The sequence below is a fragment of the Chloracidobacterium sp. D genome, from assembly GCF_018304685.1.
Classification (GTDB): domain Bacteria; phylum Acidobacteriota; class Blastocatellia; order Chloracidobacteriales; family Chloracidobacteriaceae; genus Chloracidobacterium; species Chloracidobacterium thermophilum.
Map to the genome: position 1 here is coordinate 79,958 of NZ_CP072635.1, position 19,174 is coordinate 99,131.

The 19,174-nt window shown below is 62.0% G+C and carries 17 protein-coding genes; 10 read left to right on the forward strand and 7 right to left on the reverse strand.

Translation table 11 applies throughout. The features are described from left to right. The first annotated feature begins 100 nt into the window (after nucleotides 1-100). A complete protein-coding gene (locus J8C01_RS11535; RefSeq protein ID WP_014101425.1) occupies nucleotides 101-730 on the forward strand; it encodes a metallophosphatase domain-containing protein in 630 nt (209 codons plus the stop codon). A gap of 6 nt (nucleotides 731-736) precedes the next feature. Next, complete coding sequence (locus J8C01_RS11540) at nucleotides 737-1,876, forward strand: 5-(carboxyamino)imidazole ribonucleotide synthase (RefSeq protein ID WP_014101424.1); 1,140 nt, start codon at nucleotides 737-739, stop codon at nucleotides 1,874-1,876. Here J8C01_RS11540 and J8C01_RS11545 read toward each other — a convergent pair. The 7 genes from J8C01_RS11545 to J8C01_RS11575 form a co-directional block, all read right to left on the reverse strand. Next, entirely contained in the window at nucleotides 1,873-3,012 is a 1,140-nt protein-coding gene (locus J8C01_RS11545; RefSeq protein WP_211433034.1) for a DUF3810 domain-containing protein, read from the reverse strand. The genes J8C01_RS11540 and J8C01_RS11545 overlap by 4 nt on opposite strands. Nucleotides 3,013-3,039: 27 nt before the next feature. Further along, nucleotides 3,040-3,456: a hypothetical protein gene (locus J8C01_RS11550; protein ID WP_211433035.1), complete on the reverse strand. Its 417-nt coding sequence runs from the start codon at nucleotides 3,454-3,456 to the stop codon at nucleotides 3,040-3,042. A 94-nt stretch (nucleotides 3,457-3,550) separates the two neighbouring features. Further along, nucleotides 3,551-4,639 carry an A/G-specific adenine glycosylase gene (gene mutY, locus J8C01_RS11555; protein WP_211433036.1) on the reverse strand — a complete coding sequence of 363 codons (1,089 nt, stop codon included), beginning with the start codon at nucleotides 4,637-4,639 and terminating at the stop codon, nucleotides 3,551-3,553. Next, a complete protein-coding gene (locus J8C01_RS11560; protein ID WP_211433037.1) occupies nucleotides 4,636-5,385 on the reverse strand; it encodes an SDR family oxidoreductase in 750 nt (249 codons plus the stop codon). Before J8C01_RS11560 ends, mutY begins: the two co-directional genes overlap by 4 nt. Before the next feature lie 21 nt (nucleotides 5,386-5,406). Then, nucleotides 5,407-6,555, reverse strand: coding sequence for an MGDG synthase family glycosyltransferase (locus J8C01_RS11565; RefSeq protein ID WP_211433038.1), 1,149 nt, complete (start codon nucleotides 6,553-6,555; stop codon nucleotides 5,407-5,409). A 90-nt stretch (nucleotides 6,556-6,645) separates the two neighbouring features. Further along, nucleotides 6,646-7,044, reverse strand: coding sequence for a RidA family protein (locus tag J8C01_RS11570; protein ID WP_014101418.1), 399 nt, complete (start codon nucleotides 7,042-7,044; stop codon nucleotides 6,646-6,648). Next, a complete protein-coding gene (locus tag J8C01_RS11575) occupies nucleotides 7,041-7,841 on the reverse strand; it encodes a tryptophan 2,3-dioxygenase family protein (protein WP_014101417.1) in 801 nt (266 codons plus the stop codon). Before J8C01_RS11575 ends, J8C01_RS11570 begins: the two co-directional genes overlap by 4 nt. A gap of 259 nt (nucleotides 7,842-8,100) precedes the next feature. Between J8C01_RS11575 and clpA the strand changes: the two genes are divergently transcribed. The 8 genes from clpA (at nucleotide 8,101) to J8C01_RS11615 (ending at nucleotide 19,063) form a co-directional block, all read left to right on the forward strand. Then, nucleotides 8,101-10,365, forward strand: a complete 2,265-nt coding sequence (gene clpA / locus J8C01_RS11580; protein ID WP_041570028.1) for an ATP-dependent Clp protease ATP-binding subunit ClpA — start codon at nucleotides 8,101-8,103, stop codon at nucleotides 10,363-10,365. Next, nucleotides 10,362-11,558 (forward strand): protoporphyrinogen/coproporphyrinogen oxidase, encoded by a 1,197-nt coding sequence (locus J8C01_RS11585; protein WP_211433039.1) that lies wholly within the window; start codon nucleotides 10,362-10,364, stop codon nucleotides 11,556-11,558. The genes clpA and J8C01_RS11585 overlap by 4 nt, the downstream gene beginning before the upstream one ends. Before the next feature lie 9 nt (nucleotides 11,559-11,567). Further along, nucleotides 11,568-12,131: a hypothetical protein gene (locus J8C01_RS11590; RefSeq protein ID WP_014101414.1), complete on the forward strand. Its 564-nt coding sequence runs from the start codon at nucleotides 11,568-11,570 to the stop codon at nucleotides 12,129-12,131. Nucleotides 12,132-12,224: 93 nt separating this feature from the next. Continuing rightward, nucleotides 12,225-14,891 (forward strand): MGH1-like glycoside hydrolase domain-containing protein, encoded by a 2,667-nt coding sequence (locus J8C01_RS11595; RefSeq protein ID WP_211433040.1) that lies wholly within the window; start codon nucleotides 12,225-12,227, stop codon nucleotides 14,889-14,891. A 3-nt stretch (nucleotides 14,892-14,894) separates the two neighbouring features. Next, nucleotides 14,895-16,700 (forward strand): aspartate--tRNA ligase, encoded by a 1,806-nt coding sequence (gene aspS, locus J8C01_RS11600; protein WP_211433041.1) that lies wholly within the window; start codon nucleotides 14,895-14,897, stop codon nucleotides 16,698-16,700. Beyond that, the gene (locus tag J8C01_RS11605; RefSeq protein ID WP_211433042.1) at nucleotides 16,697-17,842 is read left to right on the forward strand and encodes an alanine racemase; all 1,146 of its coding nucleotides are present in this window, start codon (nucleotides 16,697-16,699) and stop codon (nucleotides 17,840-17,842) included. The genes aspS and J8C01_RS11605 overlap by 4 nt, the downstream gene beginning before the upstream one ends. Before the next feature lie 118 nt (nucleotides 17,843-17,960). Continuing rightward, the gene (locus J8C01_RS11610) at nucleotides 17,961-18,158 is read left to right on the forward strand and encodes a hypothetical protein (protein ID WP_014101410.1); all 198 of its coding nucleotides are present in this window, start codon (nucleotides 17,961-17,963) and stop codon (nucleotides 18,156-18,158) included. A 299-nt stretch (nucleotides 18,159-18,457) separates the two neighbouring features. Then, nucleotides 18,458-19,063: a hypothetical protein gene (locus J8C01_RS11615; RefSeq protein ID WP_211433043.1), complete on the forward strand. Its 606-nt coding sequence runs from the start codon at nucleotides 18,458-18,460 to the stop codon at nucleotides 19,061-19,063. Nucleotides 19,064-19,174 lie beyond the last annotated feature (111 nt).

A 19,174-nucleotide genomic window follows, 5' to 3' on the forward strand; every position in this document is an offset into this window, starting at 1 on the left:
AAAAAGCGGAAAATCTGTGGACATGATGCGCTATTGTGGCCCAAATCACCTGGCTGGCCATTCATCCGGGAATGGCCGCCGCGCTCCGAGGTAATGCGGTATGTCCGTTCGCATCGTCGTTATCAGCGATACCCACGGCAACCACGACTTTCACGTGCCGGAGGGTGACATTCTCATTCATGCCGGCGACTTCACGCGGCGTGGCACCATGGATGAACTCCGCCTTTTCGACGCTTTTCTGCGCCGGCAGCCACATCCGCACAAGTTCGTCGTCTCCGGCAACCACGATCACTGCGCCCAGGAAAACCAGGGAGCACCCCATGCGCTGCTGGAAAACGCCGTCCACCTGCTGGACGCCTCGGCTGTGGCCTGTGGTCTCAAAATCTACGGCAGCCCGTGGCAGCCCTGGTTTATGAACGGGGCCTTCAACCTGTGGAAAAAAACGGCCCTGCGGGAAAAGTGGGATTTGATTCCCGAAGGCATTGACATCCTGATTACCCACACGCCGCCGTATGACATTCTCGACCGCACGCAGTTTGGCTGGCGGGTTGGCTGTGACGAACTGCGCGCGGCCGTGGAGCGGGTTGCCCCCCGGCTGCACGTCTTCGGCCATATTCACGAAGCCTACGGCCGCATGCGGAAGGGAACGACCGAGTTTGTCAACGCGGCGCTGTGCAACCTGCGTTACCGTCTCGTCAATGCCCCGGTTGTGGTTGACCTGGAAGTGTAGCTGTTCATGACGCAGCGGATAGCCATTCTGGGTGGCGGGCAACTGGCGCGCATGTCGGCTGTGGCCGCCTACCGTCTGGGCTGTGAAGTGGGTATCGTGGCGCGTCCGGGCGACGACAGCCCGGCCCTGCGGCTGGCTACGGAACGCTTCGTGGGTGACTGGTCATCCCCGGCGCTGCTCGATGCCGTGGCTGCCTACGCCGACGTCGTGCTGCTCGAAAACGAGTTCATTGCGCCCGACATCCTGCGCTACCTCGAAGCCACCGGCAAGTGTCAGGTTGTACCCTCTTCCCAGACCATTGCCCTTGTGCAGGACAAGTTTTTCCAGAAAACGGCGCTGGCTCAGGCCGGGCTGCCCGTGCCCCGCTTTACGGCCGTGGACACGCCCGATGACGTGCTGGCCGCCAGCCACCGCTTCGGCCTGCCGTTGGTGCTCAAGTGCCGGACAAATGGTTATGACGGCTACGGGAATGAACTCATCCGGGGAACCACCGACATTGCCCCGGCCTTTGAGAAACTGCTCCGGCGCGGCAGCCCCCTGATGGTCGAGGAATTCATCCCGTTCACCAAAGAGCTGGCCGTGATGGCCGTACGCAACCAGCGCGGGGAAGAGGTGATTTACCCGGTGGTGGAAACCATCCAGCATGCCCACGTGTGCCACACGGTACTGGCTCCGGCGGCGGTTTCCGAAACGACGGCGGCGAACGTGACCGCGCTGGCGCGACAGGTGCTCGAAGCCATCCACGGGACGGGCATCTTTGGCATTGAGCTGTTTCTGCTCAACGACGGCGAAGTGCTCATCAATGAAATTGCGCCGCGCCCACACAACTCGGGCCACTACACCATTGAGGCGTGTGAAACCTCGCAGTTTGAAAACCACATCCGGTCCGGGTTGAACCTGCCCCTGGGGTCGCCGCGCATGCGTACGCCCGTGGCCGTGATGGTCAATCTGCTCAGCGGCTTTGAAGCGCCAGCGCAACCGACGGGCCTGGAAACGGCGTTGCAGGTGCCGGGCGTGACGGTGCACCTGTACGGCAAAAAGGCTTCCCGTCCAGGACGCAAAATGGGGCATGTCACGGCCCTGGGCGCTGACCTGGTGGAAACCCGCGAGCGGGCGCTGCGGGCGGCACGGGCCATAGCCATCTAGGAGCCACGTTCGGTCGGTTCCGGGAGCCTGCCGGCGGCCTGCCAGGCGAGCAGCCAGCCGGTGACTTCGCCGTAGTTGGCAATGCCCGACGAGACGCCGTTGGCCTGAAGGTAGGCATGGTTGAGCCGGGCCGAGACGCGCGCCAGCCGACCGGAAGCGTAGCGCGACCAGTAGCGCCGCTGCGCCTGCCAGTCCGCGCGCAGGCCGTCACCGGCTAACGCCATGACAGCCGCATAGCGCTCGGGTGTCCGTGCCAGGTCACGGAGGGCATACCGGGCGGCGCCGGCCCAGCCGCTATACCGGATGTAAGGGTGATCTGACCGCAGGCACACCACGGCGGCGACGAAGTTGGCTTCGCTTTCAAAGGCAAAGCCACGCTGGTGCGCCATTTCGTGCGCCAGCGTGAACGGCAGGCTGCTGGCCGGCTGGTGCGCGTCGTAGTGCGGCTCACCAGTGAAGGGGATGAAAATGCCGGAAATACCGGCGCGCGCCATCAGGCCCGACGCCCAGGGAGCCTTGGGCGGCGCAAAGGGGATGTCGGCCAGATGGGAAAGCTCCGGGCAGCGGCGGAAACTTTCGGTCAGCAGGCTGGCCAGTTGGGCCGGTGACATGGGAAGCCGGCTGCCCTGCTCGGCATCCATCACCGGCGCTGCAGCCGCCAGCTCGGCATTGGCCCGTTCAATGCAGGTGCGGGCAAACTGTTCGAGGGCCACCGGGTCGGGCGGTGGCGGCGTCAGCGCAAAGGTCTGCCGCACGGCCGACCGCGCGTAGTGATAGCCGAACAGAAGCAGAAAAACGTGTGTTCCCAGCCCGACGACGAGCAGGATGACCGGCACGCCGCGCCCCAGCAGGATACCGGGCCGTGGGCGCTCGCGCCGCCCGCGCCACAGCGCCCAGCCCAGCAGACCAAGCCCCCCCAGCCCCAGAAACCCCACGAGGACTTCGGCCAGCGAGAAAGGCACGAGCCGGGCCGGCCACCCTACCCAGGCGGCCAGGAGGGGATACAGCCGCCGGGCATACCATCCTTCCACCCAGTCTGGACAGGCCTCCGCCAGCCGGCGCAGGCCATAGGCGCTGCCGCTCACGACGCCCGCCAGCAGCCACAGGCTCCAGGTCAGGGCAGCGGGGCGATGCATGGCAGAGACCGGCCGGGGCGTGTCCGTTCAGTCCTCGGCATCATCGGCTTGCGCGGGTTTTTTCCGCCGGCTGGCAGCTTTGCGCGGTGCAGCCGGTGGTGGCGGTGGTTCGGGCTGGTGTTCGGCCATTTCTTCGAGGCGCTCCCGGAGCGCTTCAAGCTGGTCAGCAATGGCATCGAGCTGGCGGCTGAGCTGCTTGTAATCGTCGCGCGTCGGAATGTTCATCGTGCGCAGGCTGGCGCCGACGAGTTCCTGTACGCGGTTGGCCAGATTCATGGGCTGTTCGAGCGCCGTGGCCAGCGCTGTGGCAAACTGCGGATTGTGAACCAGTTGCTCCCAGCGTTCGGTGGCCTGCTCAACGACGTTCTCGAAGATGGTCGGTGGGGAGGTTTTGCGTTTGTCCTTGAGTTTGTCGTGTTTGTCGTCTTTTTTGTGTTTGCTCACGGGAAGCGGCCTCAGTCGAAAGAAAGTTGCGCAGCAGATGCGCCGGATGTCGCACGAAACATAGCACGAACGGCAGGGATAGCCGCGAAGGGAATCAGCCCGGAGCTGTTTCCACACCAGCCGGTTTCGTTCCCACCGATTGGGCGAGCCGCCGGGCCAGACGTGTCAGCGGAAGTGCATCGAGTTCATCCGGCGTCACCCAGCGCACTTCGGCATCTGTCGCCGCGCCGGGTGTTTTAACCGCCGCCGGAAACACGTGCAGTATCTGGCGAAAATGGGTGAAGTTGTGGGTGAGGACGGGTCCCGGCAGGCCAGGGCCGGGTGGGAGTCCCAGCCTGTGCCGTCCACTGGCGGCTGTCTCGGCCGGCAACTCGCCTTCCCGGCAGGGAAAGGTGGGAAACTCCCACAGCCCGCCCAGCAGTCCCTTCTGGTGGCGGCGAACGACCAGGTAGCGCCCCTGCCAGGTGACGAGCAGGCACGCGAACATCCGGGTCGGACGTATCCGGCGGGGCGGTCGGAGCGGATAGTGCGCCGTCAGTTTGTAGCGTTGCGCCATGCAGTCGGCCGCCAGCGGACACGTGGCACACTGTGGCGTGCGCGGGCGGCACACCGTTGCGCCTAGCTCCATGAGCGCCTGGTTGACATCACCCGGACGCGCGCCGCCGACGAGCGCCTGGGCTGCCGCCTGCACCACCGCTGCCTGTCGTGCAGGGTCGTCGCCGATGTCCGTCGCGCAGAAGCGCGCCAGAACGCGCCGGACGTTTCCATCAATGGCTGCGACGGGTTCGCCAAAGGCCATCGAGGCCACGGCGGCCGCTGTGTAGTCCCCGACGCCGGGCAGCGTTCGCCATTCGGCAAAGGTTGCCGGAAGCTGTCCCTGCCGAAGGGTGCAAATCTCTTGGGCCGCGCGGTGCAGCCGCCGGGCGCGCTGGTAGTAGCCCAGTCCTTCCCACAGTTTGAGCACCGTGTCGAGGTCGGCGGCAGCCAGATCGGCGACAGTTGGAAAGTGCGCCATGAAGCGGAGGTAATAGGTGGCCGCGCGTGCCGCTTGGGTCTGCTGCGCCAGCGTTTCGGCCACCCACAACCGGTAGGGATCGGTCGTCTGCCGCCAGGGCAGATCGCGCCGGTGGCCGTCAAACCACTCCAGCAGCCGCCGTCGTACGGTCACTGGCGTGGCTTTCATGTGACCGTGCCGCCGTCGAGAATGATGACTTCGCCGTTCATGTAGGCGTTGCGGTCGGAAACCAGAAAGGCCGCCAGTTCGCCGACTTCCTGCGGGTTGCCCAGCCGCCCGACCGAACACCACATCTCATAGATTTCGCGGAAGCGGTCCGGCAGGGTGTGTCCCAAATCCGTGTCGAAAATACCGGCGGCAATGGCGTTGACCAACACGCCGAACGCCGCCCCTTCCCGCGCCAGCATCTTCGTGAAGCCGATGACGGCGGCCTTCGAGGTGGCGTAGTGGACGCTGGTCGGCACGCTGCGAATGCCGGCAATCGAGCTGATGTTGAGAATCCGTCCGTAGCGCCGCCGGGCCATGTGCTTGAAGACCGGTTTGGTGACGTTGAACAGGCCGTTGAGATTGACGCCCATGACCTCATCCCACGCCTTGTCGCTCATGGTGAGGAACATGTCGGGCCGGTTCACGGCCGCGTTGTTGACGAGAATATCAATCCGTTCAAAGTCGGCCAGAACTTCCTGCACGACCCGTTTCATCGCCGGGCGGTCGGCAACCGAGGCCCGGTAGGTGACGACGCGCCGCCCCAGAGCGCGAATGGCCGCAGCCGCTTCTTCGGCCGCCGCATCGTTGGTGTGGTAGTTGAGGGCAATATCGCAGCCTTCACGGGCAAACACTTCGCAGATGCCACGTCCGATGCCGCGCGAGCCGCCGGTGACGAGCGCCACTTTGCCTTCCAGCAGTTTTGACATGGAGTAAGCCGTTGTTGTTTTTCAGGAACTGGCGGGGACAAGTGCTGAAAGTTCGTTCACGATGCGCTGAGTGGCATCGGGGACGCCGAGCGCTGCCGCTGCCTCGCGCATGGCCTTGAGCCGGGACGGCGTATCGAGCAGTTGCCGCAGCGTGGGCACGATGTCCTCGGCCCGGCGCAGCAGCAGGCCGGCATTGTGCTCTTCAAGCAGCACTCCCGTGCCGGCTTCCTGCGGCATTGGCGGCGTCACGGCGTCGGCAATGATGGGCAGCCGGGTGGCGAGCGCCTCGAAGGTCGTCAGCCCGCCCAGCTTCGAGACCATGACATCCGAGGCGCGCATCAGCCGCTCCATGTGGTTGGAAAAGCCCAGCACCTTGACCGGAAACCGCGCCTGCCGGGCCAACGTGCGCGCCTCGTCCGCCAGACGCGCATTTTTTCCGGTCAGAAACACCACCTGCAGGTCGAGGTCCGCCGCCACCAGGGAACGGTAAATCCGTGGAATGTTGCCGCCGCCAATCCAGCCGGCATTGACGAAGACGGTGAACTTCTCCGGGTCAAGACCGAGTTCCTTCCGCAGCATCCCGGGGTCGAGGTTGTTGACCTCCTGAAACTTCGGGTGGATCGGCATGCCGATGACCCGAATCCGATGCTCTTCCACACCGTATTCGAGCAGTTCGGCTTTGGCGCGTTCGTGGGCGACGATGTAGAGGTCCACATACGCATCGCTCCACGCCCGCCAGGAGTTGCCGCAGGGATCGGTGACGACGGTGACGAAGGGAATTTTACCCCGCAGGTTGAGGTCGTGCAGGATGCGCGCGATGGGGTACTGCAACATCGGGTGCACCGACACGATGAGATTCGGGCAGTGCTTGTCGAACAGCCGCTCCAGATAGGGCTTGGCGTAGCGTTCGATGATGACCCACCGCTCCGGGTGATAGCGGTTGATAAAGCGGTGGTAGTACTTGACGTATTTCTGGTGAGACCGCAGCAGAAAGTTATAGACGTTGCCGGCGGCCCGTGTCACCGCACTGCATTCTTCCAGGGCATGGGCTGTATGAACCAGAAAATTGACACCTTCGGCAACCTTGGTCAGTCCCGCTTCGAGCGCGCGGGCGGCGCTGGTGTGACCTCCGCCGGTATCGGAGGTCAGAATAAGAACCTTTTTTTCCACTCGACCCTCACGCGGTGCGGGATGTGACGCTTGCCGGAGCCACACTATAGTGACGCCCCTTGGCTGGAAACAAGCCCCTGACGCAGCGCGTTACCGGGTAGTCTGGTCGGGAACGATGGCAATACATTCAATCTCCACCCGGACATCCTTTGGCAGCCGGGCCACTTCAACGGTCGAACGCGCCGGCGGCGCACTGGGAAAGAACGTGGCATAGACTTCGTTCATCGCCTGAAACTCGTTCATATCCTTGAGGAAAACCGTCGTTTTGACGACGTGGGAGAGGTGGCTGCCAGCGGCCTGCAGGACGGCGGCCAGGTTGGTGAGCACCTGGCGGGTTTGGGTGGCAACATCCTCGCCGACAATGGTCATTGTGGCGGGGTCGAGGGGGATTTGCCCCGAAGTGAAGATGAACGGTCCAACCTGTACCGCCTGGGCATAGGGGCCAATGGCCGCCGGGGCCTGGTCGGTGGCAATGCGTGTGCAGATCATCGGGTGGTCTCCTGGAAAGGCATTTCCGGCGTGGAGGAAGAAGCCAGCTTGGCTTCAAGGTCAGCAAAGTAGCGCCGGGTGTGACGTTTTCCAATGTCGAGGTTGTCCCGGCAGGAGTGCGTGTTGCCCACGGTGCCGGCTGATTCGCTGAAATCCCGCCCCAGTACGCGGGCGGCAGTTTCGGCGTGATGCCGTCGCCAGTCCAGCAACTGACGGTCAAGGGTGACGAGTTCCCGCTCAAGCGCCAGCAACTGGTCGGGCGCAGTGGTGGGTGCAATCCGGTCGTAGTTCTGGCGCAGGTTGCCGGTTTGCCCGACTTCGCGCAGGACCTGTGCCAGAAGGCCATCGGGGCCGCCGTATTGGGCCAGAAAGTCTCGCATGCCCGGGCCGGCGATGAGGTGGTGGTAGAGCTGCTCCGCCGTGCGTCCCACCAACAGTTCGATCACCGTAAGCTGAACGCTTTGCAGTCCCGAAGTGTGCTGAAGCGCACCCCGGAACGCCAGGAAGCTCTCGCGGGTCAGCGTCTTCATCACCTCGAAGCCCTGGGTGGCGAGGGCAAACTCGACGTTGCAGCGGTGCAGCAGGGCTGTGCCTGAAGCAACTTCCGGTGGGGTGAGGCGGAAGCGGCGGATGATTTCCCGCAGATCGCGGATGACTTGGGCAAACCAGAACTCGAAGTGCTGGTGGACAGCGATGAACATCACCTCGTCGTAGCAGTCGGTCTGGCGCCCGGATTGCAGGGACTGAATGGTGTCGAGCTTGACGTAATCCCAGTAGGTGAGCGGTGTGCTGGTCATCAGGGTTGTTTGTCCTGCGGTGAGTCGGTCAGCCCGGCGTGTCAGCCTGAATATAACGTTTCGCCTGTGTTGCTGTCTGTCTTTTTCACGCTTCCCCAGTGGGGGTTGGGAGCGGGAAACCGCGCTGGCGGCCAGGGGTACGAGGGGTTGCCCTGGAAGCGGCGAGGCCTTTTGCCCCGGCCGGGGGACGTTCTATGCTTGTGTTCTGAACGTTGGCGCAATAACGATCTGTACCGGACGAAGTTGCTGTTGGATGCCTATGCCTATGCCTGCGATGTTCACCAAAGACCTGCAAACTGCACTCACCGCCGCTGTCAATGAGGCCATGGCGCGTGGGCATGAGTATCTCACGCTGGAACACGTGCTGTTTGCCCTGCTCGATGACCCGACTTCGGCGGACATCCTGCGCGCCTGCGGCGGCGACCTCGACGCGCTCCGCCGCGACCTGGAGCGGTTTTTTGCCGAGCGCCTGACGCCGGTGAAGCCGCCAGCCGGCAAGCTGCCCAACCCGCCGGAGCAGACAGCGGCGTTTCAGCGCGTGCTGGAACGGGCTTACGCCCAGGCACAAGCTTCCGAACAGCGCAAGATTGACGGCGGCAACATTCTGGCGGCGATGTATGGCGAGGAACACTCCCACGCCGTGTATCTTCTCAAGCGCCAAGGCATCGGGCGGCTGGACGTACTCAACTACATCTCGCATGGCATCTCCAAAGTGACGGAAGAGGAAACCGACGACGCGGAAGGGGATGAAGCTGCTCCCGCCCGGAACCCACTCGATATTTACACGGTCAATCTGGTCAAACGGGCCGCCCAGGGGTTGATTGACCCGCTCATTGGCCGGCAGGCGGAACTCGAACGTACCATCCAGGTGCTCTGCCGGCGGCGCAAAAACAATCCCATCTACATCGGTGACCCCGGCGTGGGCAAAACCGCCATTGCTGAAGGGCTGGCGATGAGGATTCACGCCGGCGACGTGCCGGACCTGCTCAAGGATGCCGAAGTGTATGCCCTCGATATGGGGGCGCTGCTGGCCGGGACACGCTACCGGGGGGACTTTGAGCAGCGCCTCAAGCAGGTCATTGCCGCGCTCAAGAAACGGCCCAACGCCATCCTGTTCATAGACGAAATCCACACCATCGTTGGCGCTGGCGCGGTCAACGGCGGCACGATGGATGCGGCCAACATTCTGAAACCGGCGCTGGCCGCCGGCGAACTGCGGTGCATCGGTTCCACAACGCATCAGGAATACAAGCAGTCCTTTGAGCGTGACCGCGCCCTGGCGCGCCGCTTCCAGAAGATCGAAGTCGGCGAGCCGACCATTGACGAAGCCGAGCAGATTTTGCTTGGTCTCAAGTCGGCTTATGAGCAGCACCATGGTGTGACCTACACGCGGGAGGCGCTGCGGGCCGCCGCCGAACTGGCAGCAAAACACATCACTGACCGCTGCCTGCCCGACAAGGCCATTGACGTGATGGATGAAGCTGGCGCGGCGCTCCGGCTGCTGCCGCCGGATGAGCGTCCCAAGATCGTTGGAACGCATGAGATCGAAACTGTCGTCGCCCGGATGGCGCGGGTGCCGGCCAAATCCGTTTCTGCCGCCGAGCGGGACCGGATACAGACGCTGGAGGCGGACTTGAAAGCCGTCATCTACGGTCAGGACAAAGCCATCGAGCAGGTCGTCAATGCCATCAAGATTTCCCGCGCCGGACTGGGCAGCCCGACCAAGCCGATTGGCTGCTTTCTGTTTTCCGGGCCGACCGGGGTGGGCAAAACCGAACTGGCAAAGCAACTGGCGCTGGCGCTGGGGGTGACGTTCCTGCGCTTCGACATGAGCGAATACATGGAAAAGCACACCGTGTCGCGGCTCATTGGCGCGCCCCCCGGTTACGTGGGCTTCGATCAGGGCGGTCTGCTGACCGATGCTGTGAACAAGCACCCCTACTCGGTCGTCGTCCTGGACGAAATCGAGAAGGCGCACCCTGACGTGTTCAACATCCTGCTCCAGGTCATGGACAGCGCCACGCTGACCGACAACAACGGCAAAAAGGCCGATTTCCGCAACGTCATTCTGATTATGACGACCAACGCTGGCGCAAAGGAAATGAGCGCCGCCGCGATTGGTTTCAAGAAGGAAGCCGGCGGAGGGCGTACCAAACAGGCCGTGGAGCGTACCTTCGCGCCGGAGTTTCGCAATCGCCTGGATGCGTGGATTGTGTTCGAGCCACTCTCATTTGAGCACATCCAGCAGGTTGTCAGGAAGTTTCTCAATGAAGTCCAGGGGCAGTTGGCCGACCGGCAGGTGACGCTGGAGGTCAGCCCGGCGGCAGTCGAATGGCTGGCCAAACGGGGCTTTGATCCGAAGTATGGGGCGCGTCCGATGGGCCGGCTCATTCACGAGAAGATCAAGCAGCCGCTTGCCAACGAGATACTCTTTGGCACGCTGACCAAAGGTGGCCGGGCTGTGGTTGATCTGGCCGGTGAGGACCTCAGCCTCCACTACCACCCGGTTGAGTCTGCACCGTGAAACCGGCAGCGGTCATCATCATCGGGAGTGGCATTGCCGGCACAACCTTTGCTCACCGCTGCGCCCGCGCTGGCATGGAAGTGCTGGTTCTGGAAAAGGACGCCGAACCGGGCGGGGCGCTGCGGTCACACCGCTTTGCCAGAGGTAACGGCTTCTGGACGGAACTGGGTGCGCATACCTGTTACAACAGCTACGGTACGCTGCTTTCCGTCATCGAGGAGTGCGGGTTGCTCCCAGCGCTGCGCCCACGCGCCAAGGTGGGCTTCAAATTCCTGGTGAACAACCAGGTCAAGTCCATTCCCTCCCAACTGCATTTCCTTGAGGCGCTGCGGCATCTCCCCTTCGGCCTGCGGACGCCCAAGGCCGGCCGCAGCGTGGCGGACTACTACACCCAACTGTTGGGCGCAAAGAACTACGCCGATGTTCTCGCGCCAGCGTTCAATGCCGTGATGTGTCAGGCGGCCGGCGGCCTGCCGGCGGAGATGTTGTTCAAAAAGCGTCCCCGCCGCGCCGATGTGCAGCGGACCTACACGCTGCCCGACGGTTTGCAGGGCATCGTCAAGGCTGCTCTGGCACAGCCGGGCATCCATCTGGTGACCAACTGTGAAGTGTTGGCTGTGGAACGTGCCGACGCTGGCTTTGAAGTCACCACGGCCACCGGCGCGACCTATCAGACCAAGCTGCTTGTCGTGGCGACGCCGCCCCACGTGGCGGCCCAACTGTTGCGTCATGCCTTTCCTTCGGTGTCCGAAAAACTGTCCCGGATTCGGGTTGAGACCATCGAGACGGTGGGGGTGCTCGTCCCCCGGGCGGCTGTCAACATTCCTCCAATCGCAGGCTTGATTGCGCGGGATGATGTGTTTTATTCAGCGGTATCACGCGATGTTGTGCCGGACGCAACATGGCGTGGTTTTGCGTTTCATTTCAAGCCGGGCAAACTTGACGCAGAAGGCAGGCTGCGGCGCATTGCGGAGACACTGGGCATTGCTCCGACAGACATCGTTGAGTCAGTTTTTCGGACGAATGTGCTTCCCTCGCCCAAAGTCGGTCATGCCGCCCTCGTCGAAAGCCTGAACGCGACCCTTGCCGGCATGCCACTGTTTCTTGTCGGTAACTATTTTGAAGGCGTCTCGATTGAGGATTGCGCCCTCCGCGCCGTGCAGGAGTTTACCCGGCTGACCTCACTGAAGTGAGCTTTGGGTATGCTCCTGCAAACGCTCGGTAAGTTCCTTGCCTTCGGCGTGGGCGGCGGTGCGCTCGGCGTTGTGGCCGCAGTGGTAGGGGGCTACGCACTGCAAAACTACATCGGGGAAGAGATGCTGCCGCTCCTGTGGCTGATCGGCGGTCTGGGAGGCATGATTGTGGGAGTTTCCCAGGTGCCGTGGCGCAAGCGGCGCCGGAGACGCCGTCGCCGTCGTCCGCAGGTTGTGCTGCCGCCGATGAAACCGGCATCCGGCGGTATTCCGGGCGCGTTGTCCAGCCCGTCATCGGCGAGTGCCGACGGTCAGCCGGAGTTGATTCCCGGAGAACCCGCCAGTCTTTTCCAGCAGGCTACGGGCGCAACAACCGCGGAGTTGGCTAACGTCCGCGTCTGTGACGTGCGTCTTGATAGCGATGGCGAGCCGCTCGGCGTGCGGCTGTCGCAGAACGGCCAGGAGCGCGAGGTGTTTCTCGTCCATGACCACCACCGCGCTGTTGTTGCTGAAGCTCTTGAGGCTGCCCTGCGGCGCGAGCCGGGTAACCGGCGGGCCAGGCTGTTTCCCTGAAAGTCATTTTCCTTTGGCCTGGTTGGTGATAGCTTCCACCGCCACACGGAGCCTGTTCCTGATGCCACCTGGCAGTTGACCCTCTGAACGTCTATGCCTACTGCTGAAGAGTTGCGGCTTGCAGAATCGGCGGCCCGCACGAAACACTGGAAACGCTGGGGCCCTTACGTCAGCGAACGGGCCTGGGGCACCGTCCGGGAGGACTACAGCCCCCACGGCGATGCCTGGAAATACTTTCCTTATGAGCACAGCCGCTCAAAAGCCTATCGCTGGGGCGAAGACGGGCTGGCCGGAATTTGTGACCGGCGGCAAATCCTGTGCTTTGCGCTGGCACTGTGGAACGAACGCGACCCGCACCTGAAAGAACGGCTGTTCGGCCTGACCGGCCCGCAGGGCAACCACGGCGAGGATGTCAAGGAGTATTACTTCTACCTCGACTCGACGCCGACCCACAGCTACATGAAGTGGCTCTACAAGTATCCCCAGGCGCGGTTTCCCTACGAGGAACTGCTCCACTTTGGACGCGCCCGTTCCCGGCGCGAGCCGGAATACGAGCTGCTCGACACCGGAGTGTTTGCCGAACAGCGCTACTTCGATGTCTTTGTCGAATACGCCAAAGCCGACGTGGATGACATCGTCATCCGCATTACGGTCGTCAACCGGGGGCCGGAGCGCGCACCGATTCACATTCTGCCGACGCTCTGGTTTCGGAACACCTGGTCGTGGCAGCCGATGTCCGGCGAAAAGCCCTACATCCGGCAGGCGCCGGACCTGAACCGGACGCGCGTCCTGGCCTGTGATCATCCCACGCTGGGCAATCGCTGGTTGTACTGCCCTGATGCACCTGAATTGCTCTTTACCGAGAATGAAACCAACCTGGAGCGGTTGTACGGCGTTCCGAACCGCACACCTTACGTCAAGGACGGTATCAACGAATACCTCGTCAACGGGCGAACGTATGCTGTCAACCCGGCGCGCACCGGGACGAAAGCCGCCGCCCACTATCACTTCGAGCTGGAAGGTGGCGCGGCGACAACCCTGTGGCTGCGGCTGTGCAACTACGACCCGGACACACTGCGCGGGGAGCCGTTCGGGCCGGCAGCACGGGTGATGGCCGAGCGCCAGGTCGAAGCCGACGAATTCTATGCCACCCGCATTCCCGAAACGCTTTCAGCCGATGCCAGAAACGTCATGCGGCAGGCTTTTGCCGGCCTGCTCTGGACGAAGCAGTTTTACGCCTACGAGGTTGACCGGTGGCTGACGGGCGACCCGCTCCAGCCACCGCCGCCGCCGAGCCGCCTGCGCGGGCGCAACCGCAACTGGAAGCACCTCCACTGTGAGGATGTCATTTCCATGCCGGACAAGTGGGAGTACCCGTGGTTTGCCGCCTGGGATTTGGCCTTCCACTGCGTCCCACTGGCGCTGATTGACAGCGATTTTGCCAAGCAGCAGCTCATTCTTATGCTGCGCGAGTGGTACATGCATCCCAACGGCCAGCTTCCGGCCTACGAGTGGACGTTCGACGATGTCAACCCGCCGGTGCATGCCTGGGCGGCGTGGCGCGTCTATAAGATCGAAAAGAAGCGTACCGGGCAGGGGGACACGGCTTTTCTGGAGCGCGTCTTTCACAAGCTGCTGCTCAACTTCACCTGGTGGATCAACCGCAAGGATGCCGACGGCAGCAATATCTTCGAGGGCGGCTTTCTGGGACTGGACAACATCGGCGTGTTTGACCGGAGCGCCAAACTGCCGACCGGCGGCACGCTGCAACAGTCAGACGCCACGAGCTGGATGGGGATGTACTGCCTCAACATGCTGGCCATGGCGCTCGAACTGGCCCGGTACGACCGGGTGTATGAGGACGTGGCGAGCAAGTTTTACGAGCACTTCCTCTACATTGCCGATGCCCTGAGTCATCGCGTGGGTGTGGAAGGGGATGCGCTCTGGGACGAGCAGGATGGGTTTTACTACGACGCCATTGCCTTTCCCGACGGGCGGCGGCTGAAACTGCGCGTCCGGTCCATGGTGGGACTGATCCCACTCTTTGCCGTACAGATGATGGAAAGCTGGTGGCTGGAGCAGTTGCCCGGCTTTCGCCGGCGCATGGACTGGTTTGTGCGCAACCGCCCTGAACTCGTCAACAGCATCGTTTCGGTGGATGAGCAGGGTAATGTCGTCCAGCAGTTGCTTTCGCTGCCAAACACAGCCCAACTGCGGCGCGTTTTGCGCATTATGCTGGATGAAAACGAGTTTCTTTCACCCTATGGCATCCGGTCGCTATCGCGTTACCATCGGGACCATCCCTACGTGCTGCACGTGAACGGGCAGGAGTACCGGGTGGATTACGACCCGGCTGAATCTTCCATCCCGATGTTCGGGGGCAACTCCAACTGGCGCGGCCCGGTCTGGTTTCCGCTCAACTTTCTCATCATTGAGTCCCTGCAGAAGTTTCACCACTTCTACGGTGACAGCTTCAAGGTCGAGTGCCCAACGGGTTCGGGCAAGCTGATGACCCTGTGGGAAGTGGCTACTGAGTTGTCCCGGCGGTTGTCGCGGATTTTTCTGCGTGACGCCGATGGGAAGCGGCCCGTCTATCGGCATCCAGGGATGGAATGTTTCGACACCGATCCGCACTGGCGCGACCTGGTGTTGTTTTACGAGTACTTTCACGGCGATACTGGCGCGGGCCTGGGCGCGAGTCACCAGACCGGATGGACGGGACTGGTGGCCAAACTGCTGGCCCAGAGCGGCGAAGGGTAAACCATGACTGTGTTGGAGCATCTTGGGGACTGGCAGCGCACGCACCTCAACGGGACGTTGCGCGTCCAGCATGTTGGGCAGACTGTGACCCTGATGGGGTGGGTCGGACGGCGACGCGACCACGCCACGGCAACCTTTGTTGATCTGCGGGATTACAGCGGTTTCGTACAGGTTGTTTTTGACAGCGCCCGGGGCGACGGGGCGGTGTACGCCAAGGCGCGGCCGCTGCGTACCGAATATGTCATTGCTGTCCGGGGCGTCGTCGTACGGCGTGCGCCCGATGCGGTCAACCCCAAGATGGAGACCGGCGAAATTGAAGTCCATGCGGACGAACTGCGCATTCTCAACGATGCCCAGACGCCGCCGCTGCCGCTCGACGAGGAAAAAACCTCGACGCTGGCTGGCGAGGATGTCCGCCTGAAGTATCGCTACCTCGACCTGCGGCGGCCAACGATGCAGGCCAACCTGCGCCTGCGGGCCCAGGTGACGGCAACCATCCGGCGCTGGATGGAAGCCCATGGCTTTCTCGAAGTGGAGACGCCCTTTCTCATTCGCTCCACGCCGGAAGGGGCGCGGGATTTCATTGTTCCCAGCCGGCTGCATCCGGGCAACTTCTTTGCCTTGCCGCAGTCCCCACAGCTTTTCAAGCAGTTGTTGATGATCGGCGGCTGCGACCGCTACTACCAGATTGCCCGCTGCTTCCGGGATGAAGACCTGCGCGCCGACCGCCAGCCGGAGTTCACCCAGCTTGACGTGGAAATGTCCTTTCCCCAGACCGAAGTGTTGTTTGACATCATCGAGGGGCTGATGGTCGAGCTGGCGCAACTGCGCGGCATCCAGGTGGCGCGTCCGTTGCCGCGTCTGACCTACGACGAAGCCATGCGCCGCTTCGGCTCGGACAAGCCTGACATCCGCTTTGGTATGGAGTTGCAGGATATTTCCGAGGTCGTCCGGCCGGCAGATTTTCCTCCGTACCAGGCTGCGCTGGCGGCCGGCGGGTGTGTCAAAGCCATTGTGGCGCGCGGCAAGGCTGACTACAGCCGCAAAACGCTCGACGACTTCACCGACTGGTTGCGCAAGGACCACCGCGCCGGCGGCCTGGGGTACCTGAAAGTGCTGTCCGACGGCGTGCAGTCGCCGCTGGTCAAGTCGCTGGGCGAGGACGTAGCCCGGTCGGTCGTTCGTACGGTGGGCGCCGAAACGGGCGACATGGTGTTCATTGTCGCAGGAAGCCAGCCGGTGGTCGCGGCCAGTCTGGGGGCGCTGCGGGTGGAAATTGCGCGCCGGGAGCGGCTTTTTGACCCGCAACACTTTGCCTTCCTCTGGGTGACAGACTTTCCGATGTTTGAGTTCGACCCTGATGAGCGCCGGTGGTACGCCATGCACCACCCGTTCACTTCGCCGCGCGAGGAAGACCTGCCGCTGCTTGCCGCCGGCCCGGAGCAGTGGGGAAAGGTACGCGCGCAGGCCTATGACCTCGTGCTCAACGGCGTCGAAGTCGGCGGTGGCTCGATTCGTATTCACCGGGCGGACGTGCAGCGCCAGGTCTTTGACGCACTCGGTTTCAGCGCGGAAGCGGCGCGGCAACGTTTTGGGTTCTTCATTGACGCGCTCACCTACGGCACGCCCCCGCACGGCGGGATTGCCCTGGGGCTTGACCGGCTGGTGATGCTGCTGGCCGGGATGGAATCCATCCGCGATGTCATTGCCTTTCCGAAGACGGCACACGCGACCGACCTGATGTGCGACGCGCCGAATGTCGTTGACCCGGTGCAGTTGCGTGAGTTGCGTCTGCGCCTCGACCCGTGACGACGGCTGATGTGACGCTCCCCGACCTGCTGACTGTCCCGACACCGGCGCTGCTGCTCGACCGGCACCGCCTGGAGCGCAACCTGGCGCGGATGAGCGCCCATGTCGCCCGGCTGGGCGCGCGATTGCGACCTCATGTCAAGACGCACAAGTGCCCGCCGATTGCCCGGAAGCAGGTTGCCGGGCAGTTTGGCGGCATCACCATCTCGACGCTCGCCGAAGGCTTTGCCTTTGCCGAAGCCGGCTTTGACGATCTGCTCTATGCCGTGCCGGTGGAGCCGGGCAAATTCGGGCGCATCTGCCAGCTTGCCCGGCAGGTGCGCCGGTTGGCCGTTCTGACCGATGAGCCGACGTTGCCGCCGTTGCTTTCGGCCGCGGCAGAAGCCGCCGGGGTGTCGCTGGATGTTTTCGTCGAAATTGACTGCGGCGACGGACGCACCGGCGTGCCTTTTGACCACCTTGACCGGATTGAGCAGGTGGCGCGTGCGGTGGTGTCCGCCGGACGGCTGACGCTGGCCGGTATTTTGACCCATGCCGGACAGTCGTATGCCGCGCGTACGACGGCCGAGCGGCGGACGGTGGCCGGTCTCGAACGCGACCGCATGGCACAGGTGGCGGCAGCGCTGGAACAAAGGGGATTGGCGGTGCCCTGTATCAGCATTGGCTCGACGCCGACGGTGGTTGCGCTCGATGAGCCGCTGCCGCCCAACTTTGAGGTGCGGCCGGGCAACTACGTTTTTTTCGACGCCTTTCAGGCGCAGTGCGGCGTCTGTGCCTTTGACGATTGTGCCCTGACGGTGTTGACCGCCGTCGTGCACCGCAGTGAAGGGAAGGTCGTGGTGGATGCCGGTGCCATTGCCCTGTCGAAAGACATTGGCGCAGCGGATTTCTTTCCCCACAGCGGTTATGGGTTGGTTGGCGACCTTGCCGGACGGCCGCTGGGCTTGCGGGTGGCGGCGGTGTCGCAGGAACACGGCCGGATTCCGGTGGCTGACCCGGCCCTGCTGGAGCGGCTGCCTGTCGGGACGCGCCTGCGCGTGGTGGTCAACCATTCGTGCCTGACGGCAGCGCAGCATACTCACTACTGGGTGGTTGATGACGGAACCATTGTTGCCCGGTGGCCGATTGTGCAGGGCTGGTAGTCTGGGCTTTGTGTGGCGGAAAACGGTAGGCTGGCGCGGGGCAGGACTAGATTGGCAGGTGCGTCCCCAATATCAAGCTTTTGCGCCGACCGGTCATCCGGTCGCGGTAAGGTTGGCCATGAACTGGAAAGAAATCAGTTGGAAGATGGCGATCATCTACGCCCTGCTGACCTACGTTCCCCTGCTTGTTTTCTGGGTACTGACGGTGGCTTTTGCCGATGCGCTGGGCGGTGTCAGCCATTTCATCCTGATCATGGGAATGATCTTTGCCATCATTGGTGACATCAAGCGCCGTTCGCCGGGCTACTCGATTTAGTGGTGCGCGTTTCCGCCGTTGCCTGAACCGCCCCGAACGTCCGGGGGGCACATCCCGTTTGCGTCGCAGCCGGTATCCGTCACACCCCGCAATGCCTGCCCTGCCGTGTGGTCAAACCACACGGCTTTGTTCTTTTGAGCCGGTTGTACCTTGCGGTGCCATCACGGCTGGCTGGGCTGGATAACAACCAGTCGAGATTTGTCGGGAAAATGTTACCGTTATTTTACGTCCTGTTCAGGTCTCATTAACTTCAACGGCGTTCTTTGTTGCAAAACCTAGCTAAATGAGACTGCTTCTCTTTGCCCGGTGAGAGCAGTGTAAAAGCGAGCGAGGCTACAATGAACCCTGGTGAACAGTTCGGTACACAAACCCCTGAGACCATTGGCAACGGTATTACTAAGTTAAGTGATGGTGTACTTGTCTATATCAATAAGGGCAAACTAGTCATAGAAAGTAGGTATAACTCACTCGTTAGGCCAATTGGCTGCATTTCATTTTTATTATTTTTTTTGCTCGGCTCTATCAGTTCTATCATTCCCATAACTGCTTTTTTTATAATTGCTTTTTCTTTGTCTGTTATTTTATTTGTAATTCTTACACCTTTCTCGAAAAGTTTACCTAAGAATACTATAGATAGAGTAATAATTGATAACAACATAGGCTCCGTTAAATTTGAAAGGGAAAGAGGGAAAAAGTCCAAACTTAAGAAACAGTGTAGCATCTCATCTATCAAAAATGTGAGAGTGGATGTTGATGATTATGATAGAATGGACATATATCTGGATTCCACCACTGAGTCTTTCTGTATTATAGGGTATAGGGAGAGTATCGGCAATACAGAGAAACTTAAGCTTGCCCATCGGATAGCAGAGTTTCTGGGAGTGCCAGTGATCGAAAGGACATAAACCAGCCAGTCTCGGCTTAGTGGAGGTTACGTAATTATTGTCCACCGAATAGCAAAACAAGTGAGAAGAATATTCTGACTGGAGATTGCCTGATGTATAAAAATAACATAA